This is a genomic window from Xanthobacter variabilis, from assembly GCF_043831965.2.
Lineage (GTDB): Bacteria > Pseudomonadota > Alphaproteobacteria > Rhizobiales > Xanthobacteraceae > Xanthobacter.
On the sequence record NZ_CM195533.1, the window covers coordinates 667069 to 683553 of the forward strand.

The 16485-nt window shown below is 69.4% G+C and carries 14 protein-coding genes; 8 read left to right on the forward strand and 6 right to left on the reverse strand.

Features of this window, described 5'->3' with window-relative positions; translation table 11 throughout:
• Positions 1-45: 45 nt before the first annotated feature.
• The gene (locus V5F26_RS02935) at positions 46-945 is read right to left on the reverse strand and encodes an AraC family transcriptional regulator (RefSeq protein WP_394947670.1); all 900 of its coding nucleotides are present in this window, start codon (positions 943-945) and stop codon (positions 46-48) included.
• A 151-nt stretch (positions 946-1096) separates the two neighbouring features.
• On the opposite strand from V5F26_RS02935, the gene V5F26_RS02940 reads away from it, so the two are divergent.
• A complete protein-coding gene (locus V5F26_RS02940; RefSeq protein WP_394947671.1) occupies positions 1097-2137 on the forward strand; it encodes an aldo/keto reductase in 1041 nt (346 codons plus the stop codon).
• A gap of 30 nt (positions 2138-2167) precedes the next feature.
• Here V5F26_RS02940 and V5F26_RS02945 read toward each other — a convergent pair whose 3' ends face one another.
• Positions 2168-2482, reverse strand: a complete 315-nt coding sequence (locus tag V5F26_RS02945) for a PepSY domain-containing protein (RefSeq protein ID WP_370640787.1) — start codon at positions 2480-2482, stop codon at positions 2168-2170.
• Positions 2483-2718: 236 nt separating this feature from the next.
• Here V5F26_RS02945 and V5F26_RS02950 point away from each other — a divergent pair, with 236 nt between their 5' ends.
• The 4 genes from V5F26_RS02950 (at position 2719) to V5F26_RS02965 (ending at position 6884) form a co-directional block, all read left to right on the forward strand.
• Positions 2719-3390: a response regulator transcription factor gene (locus tag V5F26_RS02950; protein WP_234053130.1), complete on the forward strand. Its 672-nt coding sequence runs from the start codon at positions 2719-2721 to the stop codon at positions 3388-3390.
• Positions 3387-4748, forward strand: coding sequence for a sensor histidine kinase (locus V5F26_RS02955; protein WP_394947672.1), 1362 nt, complete (start codon positions 3387-3389; stop codon positions 4746-4748). The genes V5F26_RS02950 and V5F26_RS02955 overlap by 4 nt, the downstream gene beginning before the upstream one ends.
• A gap of 82 nt (positions 4749-4830) precedes the next feature.
• A complete protein-coding gene (locus tag V5F26_RS02960) occupies positions 4831-5241 on the forward strand; it encodes a hypothetical protein (protein ID WP_394947673.1) in 411 nt (136 codons plus the stop codon).
• Between the two features lie 290 nt (positions 5242-5531).
• Positions 5532-6884, forward strand: coding sequence for a ferredoxin reductase family protein (locus V5F26_RS02965; RefSeq protein ID WP_394947674.1), 1353 nt, complete (start codon positions 5532-5534; stop codon positions 6882-6884).
• A 167-nt stretch (positions 6885-7051) separates the two neighbouring features.
• On the opposite strand, the gene V5F26_RS02970 is transcribed toward V5F26_RS02965, so the two are convergent.
• Genes V5F26_RS02970 through V5F26_RS02980 form a run of 3 tightly spaced genes read right to left on the reverse strand, consistent with a single transcriptional unit; the run spans position 7052 to position 9721 of the window.
• Complete coding sequence (locus V5F26_RS02970) at positions 7052-7582, reverse strand: hypothetical protein (protein ID WP_394057999.1); 531 nt, start codon at positions 7580-7582, stop codon at positions 7052-7054.
• A gap of 20 nt (positions 7583-7602) precedes the next feature.
• Positions 7603-9051 carry a sensor histidine kinase gene (locus tag V5F26_RS02975; RefSeq protein WP_394947675.1) on the reverse strand — a complete coding sequence of 483 codons (1449 nt, stop codon included), beginning with the start codon at positions 9049-9051 and terminating at the stop codon, positions 7603-7605.
• A complete protein-coding gene (locus V5F26_RS02980; RefSeq protein ID WP_394058003.1) occupies positions 9044-9721 on the reverse strand; it encodes a response regulator transcription factor in 678 nt (225 codons plus the stop codon). Before V5F26_RS02980 ends, V5F26_RS02975 begins: the two co-directional genes overlap by 8 nt.
• Before the next feature lie 265 nt (positions 9722-9986).
• Here V5F26_RS02980 and V5F26_RS02985 point away from each other — a divergent pair, with 265 nt between their 5' ends.
• From V5F26_RS02985 to V5F26_RS02995, 3 genes are all read left to right on the forward strand, one after another.
• Positions 9987-11198, forward strand: coding sequence for an efflux RND transporter periplasmic adaptor subunit (locus V5F26_RS02985; RefSeq protein WP_394058005.1), 1212 nt, complete (start codon positions 9987-9989; stop codon positions 11196-11198).
• Positions 11199-11208: 10 nt separating this feature from the next.
• The gene (locus V5F26_RS02990) at positions 11209-14370 is read left to right on the forward strand and encodes an efflux RND transporter permease subunit (protein ID WP_394058007.1); all 3162 of its coding nucleotides are present in this window, start codon (positions 11209-11211) and stop codon (positions 14368-14370) included.
• A gap of 91 nt (positions 14371-14461) precedes the next feature.
• Positions 14462-14725, forward strand: a complete 264-nt coding sequence (locus V5F26_RS02995; protein WP_394058009.1) for a hypothetical protein — start codon at positions 14462-14464, stop codon at positions 14723-14725.
• A 298-nt stretch (positions 14726-15023) separates the two neighbouring features.
• Here the strand turns inward: V5F26_RS02995 and V5F26_RS03000 are convergent, their stop codons facing one another.
• Positions 15024-16478 carry an FAD/NAD(P)-binding protein gene (locus V5F26_RS03000; RefSeq protein WP_394947676.1) on the reverse strand — a complete coding sequence of 485 codons (1455 nt, stop codon included), beginning with the start codon at positions 16476-16478 and terminating at the stop codon, positions 15024-15026.
• Between the last annotated feature and the right edge of the window lie 7 nt (positions 16479-16485).

The window sequence follows — 16485 nt, forward strand, 5'->3', positions numbered from 1 at the left end:
GCGCATTGCGTTTACCCGAACCGGCGCCCCTCCGCTCGAAGCGCCCTAGAGCTCCAGGGATGAGAGGACGCCGCCGCGCATCAGCGCGCCGTCGCGGCCCGGCGGCTCGCCGAACAGCCGGCGATAGTCGCGGCTGAACTGGGACGGGCTCTCATAGCCGATGGAGAACCCCACATTGGCCACCTCCACCCCGTCGGAGAGCAGCATGCGCCGAGCGGTCTGCAGGCGGATCTGCTTTTGGAACTGGATGGGCGACATGGCGGTGGCGGCGCGAAAGTGGCGGTGGAAGCTGGCAAGGCTCATCCCCACCAGGGCGGCGAGATCGCTCACGCGCAGCGTTTCCGCGAAATGATCGCGGATCCACGCCACCGCGCGGGCGATGCGCGCCAGCCGGCTGTCGGCAAGCCCCACTTGGCGCAGCATAGCGCCATGGGGGCCGTTGAGCAGCCGCCACACCATCTCGCGCCGGATCAAGGGCGAGAGCACGGCGAGGTCGCGCGGGGAATCCAGCATCGCCAGCAGCCGGCCCAAGGGGTCGAGCAGATCGGCTTCCATCCGGCACACCGCGATGGAGGCGAAGCCTCCCGTGGCCGGCTCCTCCGCAGCATCCAGCAGCAGGTCGGCGATCATGGCCGGGTCCACGGCAAGGCTGAACGCCATGTAGGGCCGCTCCGCGCTCGCCTCGACGATCTGGGCGGTGATGGGCAGGTCCATTGAGGCGATCAGGCACTTGCCAGTGTCGTAGCGAAAGGCGCGCTCACCCAGAAGGCTCATCTTCGCGCCTTGCAGCACACCACAGAAGGACGCCTGATAGACCGCGTGCAGCAGGCCGGACGGCTCCTGCGCCACCATCAGCCGCAGCCCCTCCAGCGGCGTCTCGCGGCCAAAGCGCTGCCATTGCTGCCAGAGCAGCTCGCGGGGCCGGTCGAGGAGATCATCACTCATGGCCCTAAAGTAGGCCACCGCGCGGGCGGGAAAAGCCCCGCCCGGCGTTTTGAGAGAATCGGGCAAGAGAGCGCGAGGATCCGCGTCGCGCCGGGGCGGCCGGCGGGCCTATGTCATCGGCACGGGTTGTCCCGCCATAAGGAGCATGACCATGCGTTATCGTCAGCTCGGCCCCAGCGGCCTTTTCGTTTCCGAGATCTGCCTCGGCACCATGACGTTCGGCGGCAATGAGGGCATGTGGGCCCAGATCGGCCAGCTCCACCAGGAAGAAGCCGACGCGCTGGTGAAGGCGGCCGTGGAGGCCGGCGTCAACTTCATCGACACCGCCAATGTCTATGCGGGCGGCGAGAGCGAGCGCATCCTCGGCCGCGCCATCCGCAATCTGGGGCTCTCGCGCGATGATCTCGTCATCGCCACCAAGGTGCTGGGCCCCATGGGCGAAGGCCCGAACGCCCGCGGCGCCTCGCGCAAGCACATCCTCGACCAGTGCAAGGCGAGCCTTCAGCGGCTCCAGCTCGACCATATCGACCTCTACCAGATCCATGGCTTCGACGCCGCCACGCCCATCGTGGAAACGCTGGAGGCGCTCGACACCCTCGTGCGCCAGGGCCACGTCCGCTACATCGGCCTGTCGAACTGGGCAGCCTGGCAGATCGTCAAGGCCATCGGCATCGCCGCCGCCCGCCAGCTGGCGCCCATCCTGTCGCTGCAGGCCTATTACACCCTGGCGGGCCGCGACCTCGAGCGCGAGATCGTGCCCATGCTGAAGTCCGAGGGGCTGGGGCTGATGGTGTGGAGCCCGCTCGCCGGCGGCCTGCTCTCCGGCAAGTACAGCCGCTCGGACGAGGCCTCCGGCAGCGGCCGCCGTGCCGCCTTCGACTTCCCGCCCGTGAACCGCGACCGGGGCTATGGGGTGATCGACGCCATGCGGCCCATCGCCGAGGCCCATGGGGTGAGCGTGGCGCAGATCGCCCTGGCCTGGCTGCTGCACCAGAGCGTGGTGACCAGCGTCATCGTCGGGGCGAAGCGGCCGGACCAGCTGGCCGACAATCTCGCCTCCACCCGCGTGCGCCTGTCCACCGAGGAGCTCACGGCGCTGGATGCGGCGAGCGCCCTGCCGCCGGAATATCCCGGCTGGATGCTGGAACGCCAGGGCGGCTACCGCGCCCACATGGCCGACAGCCAGCGCTGACGCACTCCCGCAAACCCGCCCCGGCCGACCTCAGTCGTCGTCCGGGGCGTCATCCGCGCGGGCCACGGGCTCCAGGCTGGCGGGGTCGTATTTGGCCTTGAGCCGCCGGCCCTGGGCATTGGTAGCCCGCACCTTGTAGCAGCCGTCGTCGGAACGGATGGACAGCACGGTCCAACCCTCCGCCTCCAGCTTCTTCTGAAGGGCGGCGCGCGGCTGCCATTGAGCAAGGGGCACATCGCAATGGGGTCCGGCCATCGCCGGGCCCGCGCCGAGACCCACGGCGCCCAGGCTCACCGTGGCGAGGCAGACCATGGCGAGACCGCCCGCGAACGCTGCGCTTTTCACCTTCACTCTCCTTCGCACGCCCCGCGTCCAGCAGAAGCACGCGGAGCTGACGGCCACCTGAACGGCGCGGCGCATTCGCGCGCCCCATGGCCCGCCCGCCGGGCTACACTATATGCCATGGCGGCCATTCACCGGACATCCTCCAGCCTTTTCACGCCTTCGCGGTTCCGCCGAGAGCCCGCTGCACGGCTGGCGAAGGACGCTCCGGGTTGGCCTGTTCCGCGCCGAGGTGAGAGATGCGCATTCTGCTGGTGGAAGACGACCCGATTCTCGGCACGGCCGTGCGTGACCAGCTCGTGGCCGATGGGCACGGCGCCGATTGGGTGACCCGCCTCGGCGAGGCCGATGCCGCCCTCCATGCCGCCGTGTTCGAGCTCGTGCTCCTGGATCTCATGCTGCCGGACGGGCGCGGCTCCGATTTCCTGAAGCGCATTCGCGCCGCCGGCGATGTGACCCCGGTGATCGTCCTCACCGCCCGCGACCAGATCTCCGACCGCATCGCCGCCCTCGACGCGGGCGCCGACGATTATCTCGTGAAACCGTTCGACCTCTACGAGCTCTCCGCCCGCATCCGCGCGGTGGGGCGGCGCTATGCGGGCAATCCCAACCCGCTCGTCACCGTCGGCGATCTCGAAATCGACCTTGCTGCCCGCTCGGTCCGCCGCGGCGGGCGCGCCATCTCGCTCACCGCGCGCGAATGGTCGCTGTTCGAGGCGCTGGTGCAGCGGCCCAACCAGCTCATGTCCAAGCCCCAGCTGGAAGAGCGGCTTTATTCGTTCGACGCGGAAGTGGAGAGCAACACCATCGAAGTCTACATCGCCCGCCTGCGTAAGAAACTGGGCGCGGACGCCATCGAGACCGTGCGCGGCATGGGCTATCGCCTGGGCACGCCGGGAGCGGGCGCGTGAACGCAGCCCGCCCCGCCCGCCGCTGGAGCCTGGGCCGGCGCCTGGGGCTCTGGCTCGCTGTTTCGGTCACCGCGCTCTGGCTCGCGGCGGCGACGGTGGCCGGCCTGGTGCTGCGCCGCGAGATCGACGACGTGTTCGACAGCGCCCTCGAAGAGGTGGCCCAGCGGGTGCTGCCCCTCGCCTATTCCGAACTCCTCTCCCGCGAGGACGGCGACGCCCCCCAGCGCATGGCGCCCATCGGCACCCACCGCGAATACATCTCCTACGTGGTGCGCGACGCGGCCGGGCGCGAGCTGCTGCAATCCAGCGACGCCGACCTGATGGACATTCCGCGTGCGCTCGCCCCCGGCTTCCACACCACCCACCATTTGCGCACCTTCACCATCTCCGCCGTGCAGGGCACCATCTCGGTCACCACGGCCGAGCATCTCGGCCACCGCAAGAATGCGGTGCGCAGCGCGGTGATGGCGCTCATCTGGCCGCTGGTGGCGTTGGTGCCCATCGCGCTGGTCGCCGTCTGGCTCGCCATCCGCCTGTCCCTGAGGCCGGTGGTGGCCTTCCGCACCGCCATCGAGGCCCGGGGCCGGGGAAACCTGTCGGCCGTGGCGGCGTCCGGGCTGCCGGAGGAGATCGCGCCGGTCGCCTCTTCGGTGAACGCCTTGCTGGAGCGCCTGCGCGGCGCGCTGGAGGCGGAACGCGGCTTCACCGCCAACAGCGCCCATGAGCTGCGCACTCCCATCGCCGCCGCTCTGGCGCAGACCCAGCGCCTGATGGCGGAGCTGCACGAAGGGCCGGAACGCGAGCGCGCACGGGCCATCGCCACGGCGCTGAAACGCCTCTCGCGCCTGTCGGAAAAGCTGCTCCAGCTCGCCAAGGCCGAAGGCGGCGGCCTTTTGGCCGAGGCCCCCGCCCCCCTCGCCCCGGTGCTGCGCCACGTGATCGAGGAGATCTCGCGCCAGAGCGAGCAGGCCGACGACCTTGACGTGCTCATCCCAACCGAGGGCGGTCCGGTCTCCGACATCGATCCCGACGCCTTCGCCATCCTGGCCCGCAACCTGATCGAGAACGCCCTCAAGCATCGCGCCCCCGACACGCCGGTGACGGTGCGGCTGGCCGAGGACGTGCTGGACGTCTCCAATGCCGGCGCCGTGGTGCCGGCCAGTGAACTCGCGCGTCTGACCCGGCCTTTCGAGCGTGGCCCCACCCAGGCCGACGGCTCGGGCCTGGGCCTCGCCATCGGCGCCGCCGTGTGCCGCGGGGCGGGGCTGAGCCTGGAGCTGGCCTCGCCCGTTCCAGGCCGCTCCGATGGCTTCCGGGCCACCGTGCGCTTTCCCACCGCCAAGCTGACGGGAAGCTGAACGGCCCTCGGCACCGGGTTCAGGTCGCTGTCAGGTGCGGGCGCAAGGATGCCGCCGGACACTGCCAACCGGGAGGCTCTCCATGAAGACCCACGTGAAGACCCGCGTGAGAACCCTCACGCTGATCGGCGCGACCCTTCTTCTCCTCGCTTCGGGCAGCGGCATCGCCCTCGCCGGATCGGACATCACCGCCCCGGCGCCCGCCAGCCAGGAGCGGCAGCAGCGGCATGAGCGGAGCGGGCAGCACGGACAGCGGGCGGCCGCCACGCACGCCGACGCAAGCCGCCACGCCGACGCGCGCCCCATGCGTGAGTGCGACCACGCCTCGCGTGAGCGCGACCACGCCCCGCGTCACCACGATCACGTCCGCGCGGATGACGACGGTCACCATCACCGCAGGCGGATGGCGCAGGCTGCGGCGGAACCGATGGCCGGTACGCCATGGCCCGACGGCGGCCGCGACGATGCGGGGCCGAGGGGCCCCGCGCGGTAACCCCGCTCCGCCAAGAGCGTTCCCAGCCCCTCGGCCGGTGGCGCGGGCCATGCGAGGCCCCGCGCCCGGACCTCGGCTTGAATGCCCGCGCGACACCGTTACGCGCGGCGCCAGCTGGCACGAGGAGGCGGGCCCGGACAGCGAAACGGAGGCACAGGACCCGGCATCGGTACCGGACTTGAGCGCCCTCAATGCAACATCAGGTGCTTTCAGGTGTCGTGGCTTGAGGTTATGCCTGACCCACGGTCAAAGGCGACTCGCCGCGCCCACGGAGATTGAGACACGCAGACATGCGACACATCAAGCTGGCCCTTTTCGGCATCCTCGTCCTCATGTCGGTGCTCTGGATCGCCGCCGAGCCGGGAGCGTTCCAGCTCCGGGGCCTTTTTCCGGTGCGCACCGTGGCCGTCCAATATACCGGCGTGCTCGCCATGGCCGTCATGAGCGTGGCCATGATGCTCGCCCTGCGCCCGCGCTGGCCCGAGCGCTGGCTGGGCGGCCTCGACAAGATGTACCGGCTGCACAAATGGCTGGGCATCACCGCCCTCGTCGTCTCGGTCGTCCACTGGCTCTGGACCCAGGGCCCGAAATGGGCGGTGGGCTGGGGCCTGCTGGTGCGCCCGCCGCGCGGTCCGCGCCCGCCCATTGAGAACCCCGTGGAAGCCTTCTTCTCAACCCTGCGCGGCACGGCCGAGAGCGTGGGCGAGTGGGCCTTCTACGCCGCCGTGGCGCTGATCGTCCTGGCGCTGATCCGCGCCTTTCCCTACCGCTGGTTCTACAAGATCCACCGGCTGCTCGCCGTGGCGTATCTGGTGCTGGCGTTCCATGCCGTGGTGCTGCTGACGTTCGCCGACTGGATGACGCCGCTGGGCGTGGTGATGGCCGTGCTGCTCGCCGGCGGCACCTATGCGGCGGTCGTGGTGCTGCTGCGCCGCGTGGGCGCCGCGCGGCAGGTGAAGGGGCGCATCGCGCAGCTCACCTATTTTCCCGGCGTGAAGGCGCTCGAGACCATCATCGACGTGCCCAACGGCTGGCCGGGCCACCGCCCGGGACAGTTCGCCTTCGCCATGTCCGATGCCTCGGAGGGTGCCCACCCCTACACCATCGCTTCCGGCTGGCACCCCGAACAGCCACGCATCACCTTCGTGACCAAGGCGCTGGGCGACCATACCGGCCGCCTCAAGGACAAGCTGCGCGTGGGCCAGGAAGTTCGCATCGAAGGCCCCTATGGCTGCTTCACTTTCGACGACGACTGCCGCACCCAGATCTGGATCGGCGGCGGCATTGGCATCACGCCATTCCTCGCCCGCATGAAGCACATGGCCATGCACACCGATGCCCCCGACTGGCCGCAGGGGCAGGTGGCGCACCTCTTCCACACCACCAGCGACGTGGACGAAGATGCGCTCGCCCGGCTGGCGGCACATGCGGAGGCCGCCAATGTGCGCCTGCACGTGCTCATCAGCGGACGCGACGGCCGCCTGACCGGCGCGCGCATCCGCGAGGTGGTACCCGATTGGCGTGAAGCCAGCATCTGGTTCTGCGGCCCCGCCGGCTTCGGCTCCGCCCTGCGCGCCGATTTCGCCGCCCAGGGCATTCCGGTGGAAAAAAGGTTTCACCAGGAGCTGTTCGATATGCGCTGACGCGCCGGCGCGCCTGGAAAGCTCGCGCGCTCTAAGAGCTGACGCCGAGGACCGCGGAGCTTGGCTCACGGCCCTTGGCCACGCGCCTGGGTGGTCGCCGTCCACATCGGGCCGTCAGGTCACGACAAGAACAAGCGTCCACCCGATAGGAAAACGCGGGAAACGCGCTAGAAGTCCTTCTCGATGATGGAGCGCTTGCTGCCCAGGCCGGTGAGGGAAAGCTGAAGCTGCGCCAGGACCGAGCGCACGAAGGTGCCCGTCTGCCGGCATTTTTTCAGATTCTCCGGCGTATCCTTCTTCAATGCTTCGCCGGTCGCCTGGCCGATGGGGGACGCCACGATCCAGGCGCGGTCGACATCCACGCCCACTTCGCGCGCGGCGGCATCGGCGGTGGCCGTCAGGCGCCGGACCTCGTCCAGGCTCACCGGGGGCAGGAAATCGGGCTTCGAGAATTCGCGGGCCGCCTCGGTGCAGCCCTTCACCGCGAAATACATGGCATAGAGGAACTTCAGGTGCCCTTCGGCCACCATGCGCCGCCGGGCCAGGTCCGCACCCGGCTCTTCAGCCCGGCCCTCGGGCGCGGAGGAGGAGGAGGCGGCTGAGGAGGCGGCAAGGGCCATGCGGCCCGGTCCCATCCCCACCGCCACGACCACCAGCATCAATGGCACCACGCGCTTCATCTTGTCGGTCCAGGCCATCGCGTCGTTGAAACTCCGGCTCAGGTTCGCACCGGGCGGCAGGCCAGGAGGCCGTCGCCGGTCCCGATGCGCCTGGCTCCGCGGCCGCGTCCCCCGTCGCGGTCGGCGTCGGGCGAGCGGGGGCAGACCAGCTCGAACCGGCAGCCGCCGCCGGGCGCTTCCACCACCCGAACGGTGAAGTCATGGAGTGCGGCAATGGCCGCGACGATGCTGAGGCCCAGCCCGTTGCCATCGATGTGCCGCTCCGGAGCGGAGCGGTAGAAGCGCTTGAACACCTGATCCCGCTCCTGCACCGGAATGCCGGGCCCGGTATCCTCGACGCTGATCACCGGCGCGCCCTCCACCTCCCGAAGCCCCAGTCGCACGGCGCCCCCCTCGGGCGTGAACTTCACGGCATTGTCCACGAGGTTGGCCACGGCTTCGAAGATCAGGTCGCAATCGCCGGTCACCACCGCATCCCGCGCCGAGATGTCGACGGTCATACGGATCGCCTTTTCCTCCGCCGTCGGCTCATAGAGCTCGGCCACCTCGCGCAGCATCGGGGCGAGGTCGAAGGGCTGGAAAGCAGCCCGCCGGCGCTCGTGCTCAATCTCGCCGATGCGCAGCACGGCGGTGATGAGGGCCAGGGTCTGGTCGAGCCAGACCAGCGCCTGGTCGATGGTCTGCTGGAACTCCTCGATGCTCCGCGCCCCGTCGCGGCTGCGCTCCAGCCGCGCGCGCAGGCGGGTGAGCGGCGTGCGCAGGTCGTGGGCGATGCTGTCGCCCACCCCGCGCACCTCGTCCATGAGCCGCTCGATCTCCGCCAGCAGCACATTCACGCCGGCGGACAGCCGGTCGAATTCATCGCCCGTCCCGTTCACCGGTAGGCGATGCTGCAGATCCCCGCGCATCAGCTTGGCGAGCACCGCTTCGACAGAGGACACGCGCCGGCGGGCCTGCGCGGCCAGCACCACGCCGCCGAGAATGGAGAGCAGCAGCGTCGGCGCCGCCGCCAGCGCCAGGGCCCGCATCATCACGCTGCGGCCACGCTGCACCTCGTCCAAATCGTGGGCGACCACCAGTCGCTGCCCGTCATCGAGCCGCACGGCCACCGCCCGAAGCTCCTCGGAAACGCTCTGCCCGGCAAGCTGCACCGTCATCTGGATGCGCCGGGCGACGCCGTCGGTGGGCAGCCCCGCCGGGAAGTATCCCAGATTGCCGGCGACCGGCCGCCCATCGGGCGCGAACAAGGCGGCGAAGCGCACGCTGTGCAGGTCTTCCATCAGCCACATCTGCAGCCGGTGCGCGCTTTCCGCGGGGGCCGCGGCGGCGAACTGCGCCTCGTGCAGCACCATATGGTCGAGCTGCTCGCGCGCGAACGTCACCGTGCGCCAATACACGAAGGCGAACAGAGCGAGCGAAAGCAGCGCCGACCAGAGCGCGATGGCGAATGCCCAGCGAAAAGCGGTGGTCTTGAAGAGATTATGCATCGGGGCTGAAAACGAAGCCGACACCGCGAACGTTCTGGATCAGGCTCGGCTCACCCGGTCCATCGAGCTTGTGCCGCAGACGCCCGATATGGACATCCACGAGATTGGATTTCGGCACGAAATTATAGTTCCACACATCCTGGAACAGCATGGCGCGCGTGATGGTCTGGCCCGGGCGCCGCATCATGTATTCCAAAAGTCTGTATTCGCGCGGCAAAAGCTCTATCTCGCGCCCGCCGCGCTTGGCGGTGGAGGAGATGAGGTCCAGCTCCAGCGAGCCCACACGCAGCAGGGTTTCCTTCGGCTCCGCCGGCCGCCGCAGCAGCGCCTCAATGCGCGCCGCCAGCTCGGCGAAGGCGAACGGCTTGACGAGGTAGTCATCCCCGCCCGCGCGGAGGCCGCGAATGCGCTCGTCCACACTGCTGAGCGCGCTCAGCACCAAAGCCGGCGTGCGCACTCCCTCGCTCCGCAATTCCTGAAGCACGCTCAACCCGTCCCGCCCCGGCAACAGCCGGTCGGTAACGAGAATGTCCCAGGTCCGGTCCCGGGCGAGGTCGAGACCGGTGGGGCCGGTGTCGGCCCACTGCACCTCGTGCCCGCGCCCGCGCAGGTCCGCAACCACCTCCTCGGCGGTTTCCCGGTCATCCTCAATCAATAATACCTTGGCCATCCCACGTCCTTCGCCGGTTTTTCCTCGCATGGCCGGCTGATGCCTAAAGTCATAGCGCATTCCCGGGCGAGATAACTCTAAACTCGAATTTAATGGCTCCGATCGGCGCCATGACGTTTAAAGACATCGCTGCGATCCGCTGCCGGGCCTGTGCGGCCGGTGAACGGAAGAGGTGCGCCTGTCGAATGACGCCACCCTCGTGCAGACGAAGCAAATCGGCGACCCGCATCACATGACGACAACTGTCTGCGTGGACTGAAGACGCATGAATACAATTCAAAAAGGCATTATCGTCAGTGCTGCACTCGCCGCGCTGGGCACAACCGCCTCCTATTACATGCCACTCACCGCGGCCGAGGCGCCGCCGGTGAAGAGCGCGCAGGCCCCGGCCCCGCAGGTCGACGGCGATGTGGTGAGCCTGGCCCCTCAATTGCGCCAGGAGCTGGGCATCACCACCGCCAAGGCGGAGGAGCGCGAGATCCGGAAGGTCATCCGCACCCCTGGCATGGTCGCCTTCGACGAGCGGCGCGTGGCCCGTGTGAAGCCGCGCACCCAGGGGCGCGTGCTGTCCCTCGCCGTGCGTCCCGGCGACCAGGTGAAGGCCGGCGCGGTCCTTGCCACCCTCGACGCCAGCGGCGTGCTCGACGCGCGCAATGGCCTCGCCGCCGCCAAGGCGGCCCTGGCGGAGGCGCAGGTTGCCGCCAAGATCGCCGAGACCGCGCTCGACCGTGGCAATGTCCTCATCCAGAACGGGCGCGTGGCGCAGATCGACCTGGAGCGGCGGCAGGTGGATGCCGCCAAGGCCCGCGCCGCCGTCCAATCCGCCCAGGCCCAGGTGGACCTTTACGCCGCCCAGTATGAGCGCCTGGCTCCGCCGCCGGGGGAAGATCCCGGCACCAGCGCCATCATCTCCCCCATTTCCGGCGTGGTGGTGGACCTGGCCGTGACCCTCGGCGACGTGGTGGACACGGGCCGCGACGCCCTCACCATCGCCGACCCCTCGCAGGTGCTGGTGAAGGCCAACCTGTTCGGCGACGACATCGCGGTCGTGAAGGCCGGCGACCCGGCCGTGGTGACGGCGCCCGGCGTCGTGGAGCGGCAATATGAAGGCCGCGTCGCCTCGGTGAACCCGGCGCTCGACCCCACCACCAACACCGCGCCCGCACGCATCGAGATCGCCAATCCCGGCGGGGCGCTGAAGGCCAACATGTATGTCACCGCCGAGATCACCGCCGATCTCGGCCGGCGCGGCGTCACCGTGCCCGCGGGCGCCATCCAGCAGACCGAGGACGGCCCCGTGGTGTTCGTGGAACGCGCCGACGGCACGTTTGAGCGCCGCCCGGTGAAGCTCGGCCTGCAGCGCACCGACTGGGTGGAGCTGCGCGAGGGTGTCGCCGCCGGCGAGACCGTGGCCGGCACCGGCAGCTTCGCCTTGAAGGCGGTGCTGCTGCGCGCCCTGCTCGGCTCCGAGGAGTGAGGACACATCCATGAAAGCCTGGTTCTCCCTCCTCATCGCCCGCCGCCGGCTCATCCTGGTGCTGGTGCTGGCCGGTGCCATTGCCGGCCTCATCAGCGTCAAATCCCTCTCGGTGGACGCGGTTCCCGACATTTCGCCCAAGCAGGTGATGATCCTCACCCAGTCGCCCGGCCTCGGCCCGCTGGAGGTGGAACGCCTCGTGACCTTCCCGGTGGAGAACGCCCTGGCCGGCGCGCAGGGGCTGGAGAGCGTGCGCTCGGTGTCCCGGTTCGGCGTCTCGGCGGTCTACGCCACGTTCGAGGAAGGGATGCCGCTCGCCCAGGCGCGCGACGACGTGTTCCAGCGCCTCACCCAGGCCAAGGCCATGATGCCGCCCGGCGTGGGCGATCCGCAGATGGGCCCCATGGCCACCGGCCTCGGCGAGGTCTACCAGTTCGAGGTGCGCGGGCCCGGCTATTCGCCCATGGCCCTGCGGCGCCTGCTGCAATGGACCATCGCGCCCCGCCTGCGCCTCACCCCCGGCGTCGCCGACGTGAACATCTATGGCGGCGAGATGCCCACCTATGAGGTGCGCGTCTCATCCGACGCCCTGCGCCGCTACGGCGTCACCATGGCCCAGCTCTTCGCCGCGCTGGAGCAGAACAATTCCGCGCGCGGCGGCGCCTATCTCAGCCACAACGACCAGCAGGAAGTCATTCGCGGGCTTGGCCTGGTGAAGACCATGGACGATATCGCGGACATCGTGGTGGCCACCGGCGAAGGCGGCGTGCCCATCACCGTGCGCACCCTGGGCGAGGTGGTGGAGGCCCCCAAGGTGCGCCTGGGCGCGGTGACCCACGATGCCGCCGGCGAGACCGTGGTGGGCGTGGTGATGATGCAGTACGGCGCCAATGCCAGCGCCGTGGTCAACGCCATCAAGGAGACGGTGGCCGACCTCGACGCCCAGTTGCCGCCGGGGGTGGAGATCCGCCCCTTCTACGACCGGTCCACCCTCGTGGAGCGCACCATCACCACGGTGACGCACAATCTGGTGGAAGGCGCGGTGCTGGTCATCGTGGTGCTGTTGCTGATCCTCGGCAATCTGCGCGCCGGCCTCATCGTGGCGGCCGCCATCCCGCTGTCCATGCTCATCGCCTTTGCCGGCATGCGCGCGCTGGGCCTTTCCGGCAACCTCATGAGCCTGGGCGCCATCGACTTCGGCCTGATCGTCGACGGCGCGGTGGTGATGATCGAGAACGTGATGCGCCGCCGGGCCGAGGAGCCGGGCCGCAATGCCTATGAGGTGATCCGCGATGCCACCACGGAGGTGGCCAAGCCCATCGCCTTCGCGGTGGCCATCATCATCGTGGTCTATGTGCCGATCCTGTCGCTGGACGGGGTGGCGGGCAAGATGTTCCGCCCCATGGCCATCACCGTGATCCTGGCGCTCGCCGGATCGCTGGTGCTGACCATGACGGTGGTCCCCGCCCTGGCCGCCCTGTTCCTGGCGCGCGGGCGCATCAACGAGCATGAGACGCGGCTCGTGCGCGGCGCCCGCTGGCTCTACACGCCCACGCTGCAGCGCGCGACCCGCCATCCGGCGATGACGGTGGCGCTGACGCTCGCGGTGTTCGGCGTCAGCGTGTTCCTGGCGAGCCGGCTGGGCGGCGAGTTCCTGCCCAAGCTGTCGGAGGGCTCCATCGTCATCACCTCGGAGAAGCTGCCGGGCATCAACCTCGAAGCGTCGATCCGCACGGTGACGCGCATGGAGCAGGTGTTGAAGGAGTTTCCCGAGGTCAAGCGCGTGGTGTCCCTCACCGGCAGCGCCGAGATCCCCACCGACCCCATGGGGGTCGAGGCCACCGACACCTTCATCACCCTCAACGACCCCTCCACCTGGACCACCGCCCACACCCAGAACGAGCTGGTGGCCGCCATGGACGAGCGCTTGCGGGCCAAGGTGCCCGGCGTCTCCTTCAGCTTCTCCCAGCCGATCCAGATGCGCATGGACGACCTCCTGGAAGGCATTCGCGGCGATGTGGCCATCAGCCTCTATGGCGATGACCTGAAGGTGCTGCGCGAGAAGGCAGACGAGATCGTGCGGGTGGTCTCCGGCGTCGAGGGCGCGGCCGACGTGAAGGCGGAATCCCAGGCGGGCCAATCCTCCTTCTCCATCACCATCGATCGCGCCATGGCCGCGCGCTACGGCATCAACGTGTCCGAGATCCTCGACGTGGTCGAGAGCATCGGTGGGCGCACCGCCGGCATGGTCTATGGCGACGACAATTCCATCACCGACATCGTGGTGCGGGTGCCGCCCGAGGACCGGGGCGATGCCGAGCGGCTGCGCAACCTGCCGGTGGGCCGCTCGGGGCGCGCCATGGTGCCGCTCTCCCGCGTCGCCTCGGTGGAAGTGGCCTCAGGCCCGGCCCAGATAAGCCGCGACCGCCTGCAGCGCCGCATCTCGGTGCAGGCCAATGTGCGCGGCCGCGACGTACAGAGCTTCGTGGCCGAGGCGGAAGCCGCCGTCGCCGCCAAGGTGAAGCTGCCGCCGCGCTATTCCATGGTCTGGAGCGGCCAGTTCCAGAACATGCAGGCGGCAACCGCGCGGCTCGCCATCGTGGTGCCGGCAGCCATGGCGGCCATCGCCGTGGCGCTGGTGGTGATGTTCGGTGACGCGCGGGTCGCGGCGCTCATCTTCCTCAACGTGCCGGTGGCGGCCACGGGCGGCATCATCGCGCTCTATCTGCGCGACATGCCGTTCTCCATCTCCGCCGCCATCGGCTTCATCGCCACCTTCGGCATCGCCATCCTGAACGGCGTGGTGCTGATGAGCTATGTGCGCGACGAGGAGGCGCACGGCCTCTCGCCCCGTGCCGCCGCCCAGAAGGCCGCCGCCATGCGCCTGCGGCCGGTGATGATGACGGCCCTGGTGGCCAGCCTCGGCTTCCTGCCCATGGCGGTGTCCACCAGCGCCGGCGCCGAGGTGCAGCGCCCGCTCGCCACCGTGGTCATCGGCGGGCTGGTCTCGGCCACCCTGCTCACCCTGGTGGTGCTGCCGGTCATCTACCCTTACGTCGCCACCTTCGACTTCCGCCGCCCCTGGGCGCGCCAGGCCCGCCGCCGGCATTGGCCGGGGCAGCCGGCAGCCCCGGCGAGCGCCCCAGCCCGGATCGAGGAGCACGCTGCATGAACGCGTCCGCGCCCCGCGCCAGAACCGCGAAAGCAAGGCCCGCCTCGCCTGCGGCCGGCCCCTTCCCCTTCATTCCAAAAGGAAAAAGAAAATGAAGAACTCCATCCGCATGCGGCCGACCATGTCGGCGGGAGCAGCCCTCGCGTCGGTGATGCTGCTGTCCGTGCCCCTGGCCGACACCGCCAACGCCCTTGATCCTCGCCCGCAGACCTACCGCGCGCGGGCCAGGCACGACTTCCGCGATGTCCAGCTGGGGCTCTGCCATCCGGCGAACGGCAGCGGCAACGCGAAGTCCACCAAATGCAGCGAGGCCCGCCGGCAGCTCGAAGTGAAACAGGACGGCAACGCCAAATAAACAAACCGTCCTGCCCACCCCAGGGCCGCGGGCCGAGCGCCACAGGCGACCCGCCTCGCGTCGGCGGCCTTGGGGAAGGGGGCTGAGAGCGTTTTCGCGCGAGGTGGAGACCCGTCAAGAACGCGTAGGAAGTGGCTTTGTCGTGCGGAACGCAAAACAAAGCCCCCCAGGAGATCTCCCTGTCATCCACGACCAAGCGTTTATTTGGACCGGCACGCGAGAGCGGATCGAATATTGGCGCCCCGCCGCATCGCAATGAACTCGCTGAGACCGTCTCACGACACTCCCTCCAGAGACATCATATGCCTTCGCCAAGATTGACGAAGTCGTTGAGAAGCTGCGCCTCGTTCCGGCGCAACGGCCCCGACGTCCGGCAGAGAGCTTCCACCAGCCGCTGAACCTGCACGGCAATTTCCGGCACGGCGGTGACCTCCCAGTAGGATGGGCGCGTGAGGGGCCCCACCGCGAACAGCCAATCCGAGGGGTGGCCGTAGCGATCCAGAACCGCCGAGGCCCGGGTTGAGATGCCAAGTCCCAAGGGATCAGGGACAATGTGTCCCGCCTCACGCAGTCCGTCGAAGGGCGGCACGGCGAGCCCGGAGAAATCGGACCGCGGACCGGTGCAGTTGATGACCCGCAGCACCTCCAAGGTGAGCGTTCGGCCGGTGCGCTGCAGCTTCAAGGTTGCCGCGATGCCCCCCGGCACCGGCTCCAGGGCGGACAGGCGCCCCGCCATGACCCGGAGCTGACCGGTCTCGACAAGGCCGCGCAGACGCCGCGCGATGCGCGGGGCCATGCGGTGGCGGTGAATGTCCCAATAGGTGCGGGCGTGCCGCAGAAAGCGGGCCTGCGCCACCCGCGTCCAGTTGCTCCAGACGGCAGCCGCCGAGGGGCGCACCGCGTCCATCACCTTCTGCCAGGGCACGCCCTTTTCAGCCGCCTGCGCCACCATGGCCCGCACCAGGCGCAGCGCTCGCGCCGGATCGCCGGCCTCGGCCGGGTCGAGAAAGGGCTCGACGCCGGGATTGCCCGCCGCCACATGGCTGTGTGGCAGGAGGCCATGGCGCGACACGCTCCAGAGCGGCCCACGGTGCCCGCGCGCCGCAAGCCTCAGGGCCACATCCACCATGGTCAGCCCGGAACCGATCAGCAGCACCGGCGCATCGGACGGCACGGTGTTCAGATCCGCCCGGCACCACGGGTCCGGCACGAATAGCGGACTGTCATACACCCCATGGTCGCGCGATCGCGGCGGTTTTGGCGGAAGGTTTCCGGTCGCAAGAACCACATGGTCGCCCTCGATGCGCCGACCGTCGGCAAGCTGGACGAAGGGCATGGGGCGGTCGCCGACACGCACGACCTGCCCGCGCACACGCCGAAGCCGTCCATCATGGGCCGCGATGGCCTCTTCGAGCCGCTCGGCGAGATAGGCGCCGAACAGAGTGCGCGGCACGTAGGCCGAGGCGAGATCCCCGCCGGCTTCCTCCAGCGCCTCCGCAAGGTCGGCGCCCGACGCAGCCAACCACTGCGCGAAGCCGGGCTTCAGCCCCAGTTCCATGCGCGCCACGGGCACATTGAGCAGGTGGATGGGGTCGCAGGCCCCATAGGCCAGCCCCCGCCCGGCCTCCCGGGTACGCTCCACCAGCACCACGTCGAGGCCGCGCGAGGCGACCGCCAGGAGTGCGAAAAGAGTTCCGCTGAAGCCACCGCCGACGACAATCGCGGATCGCCGCGACCTGACCCGATTCAACATGCCTCGT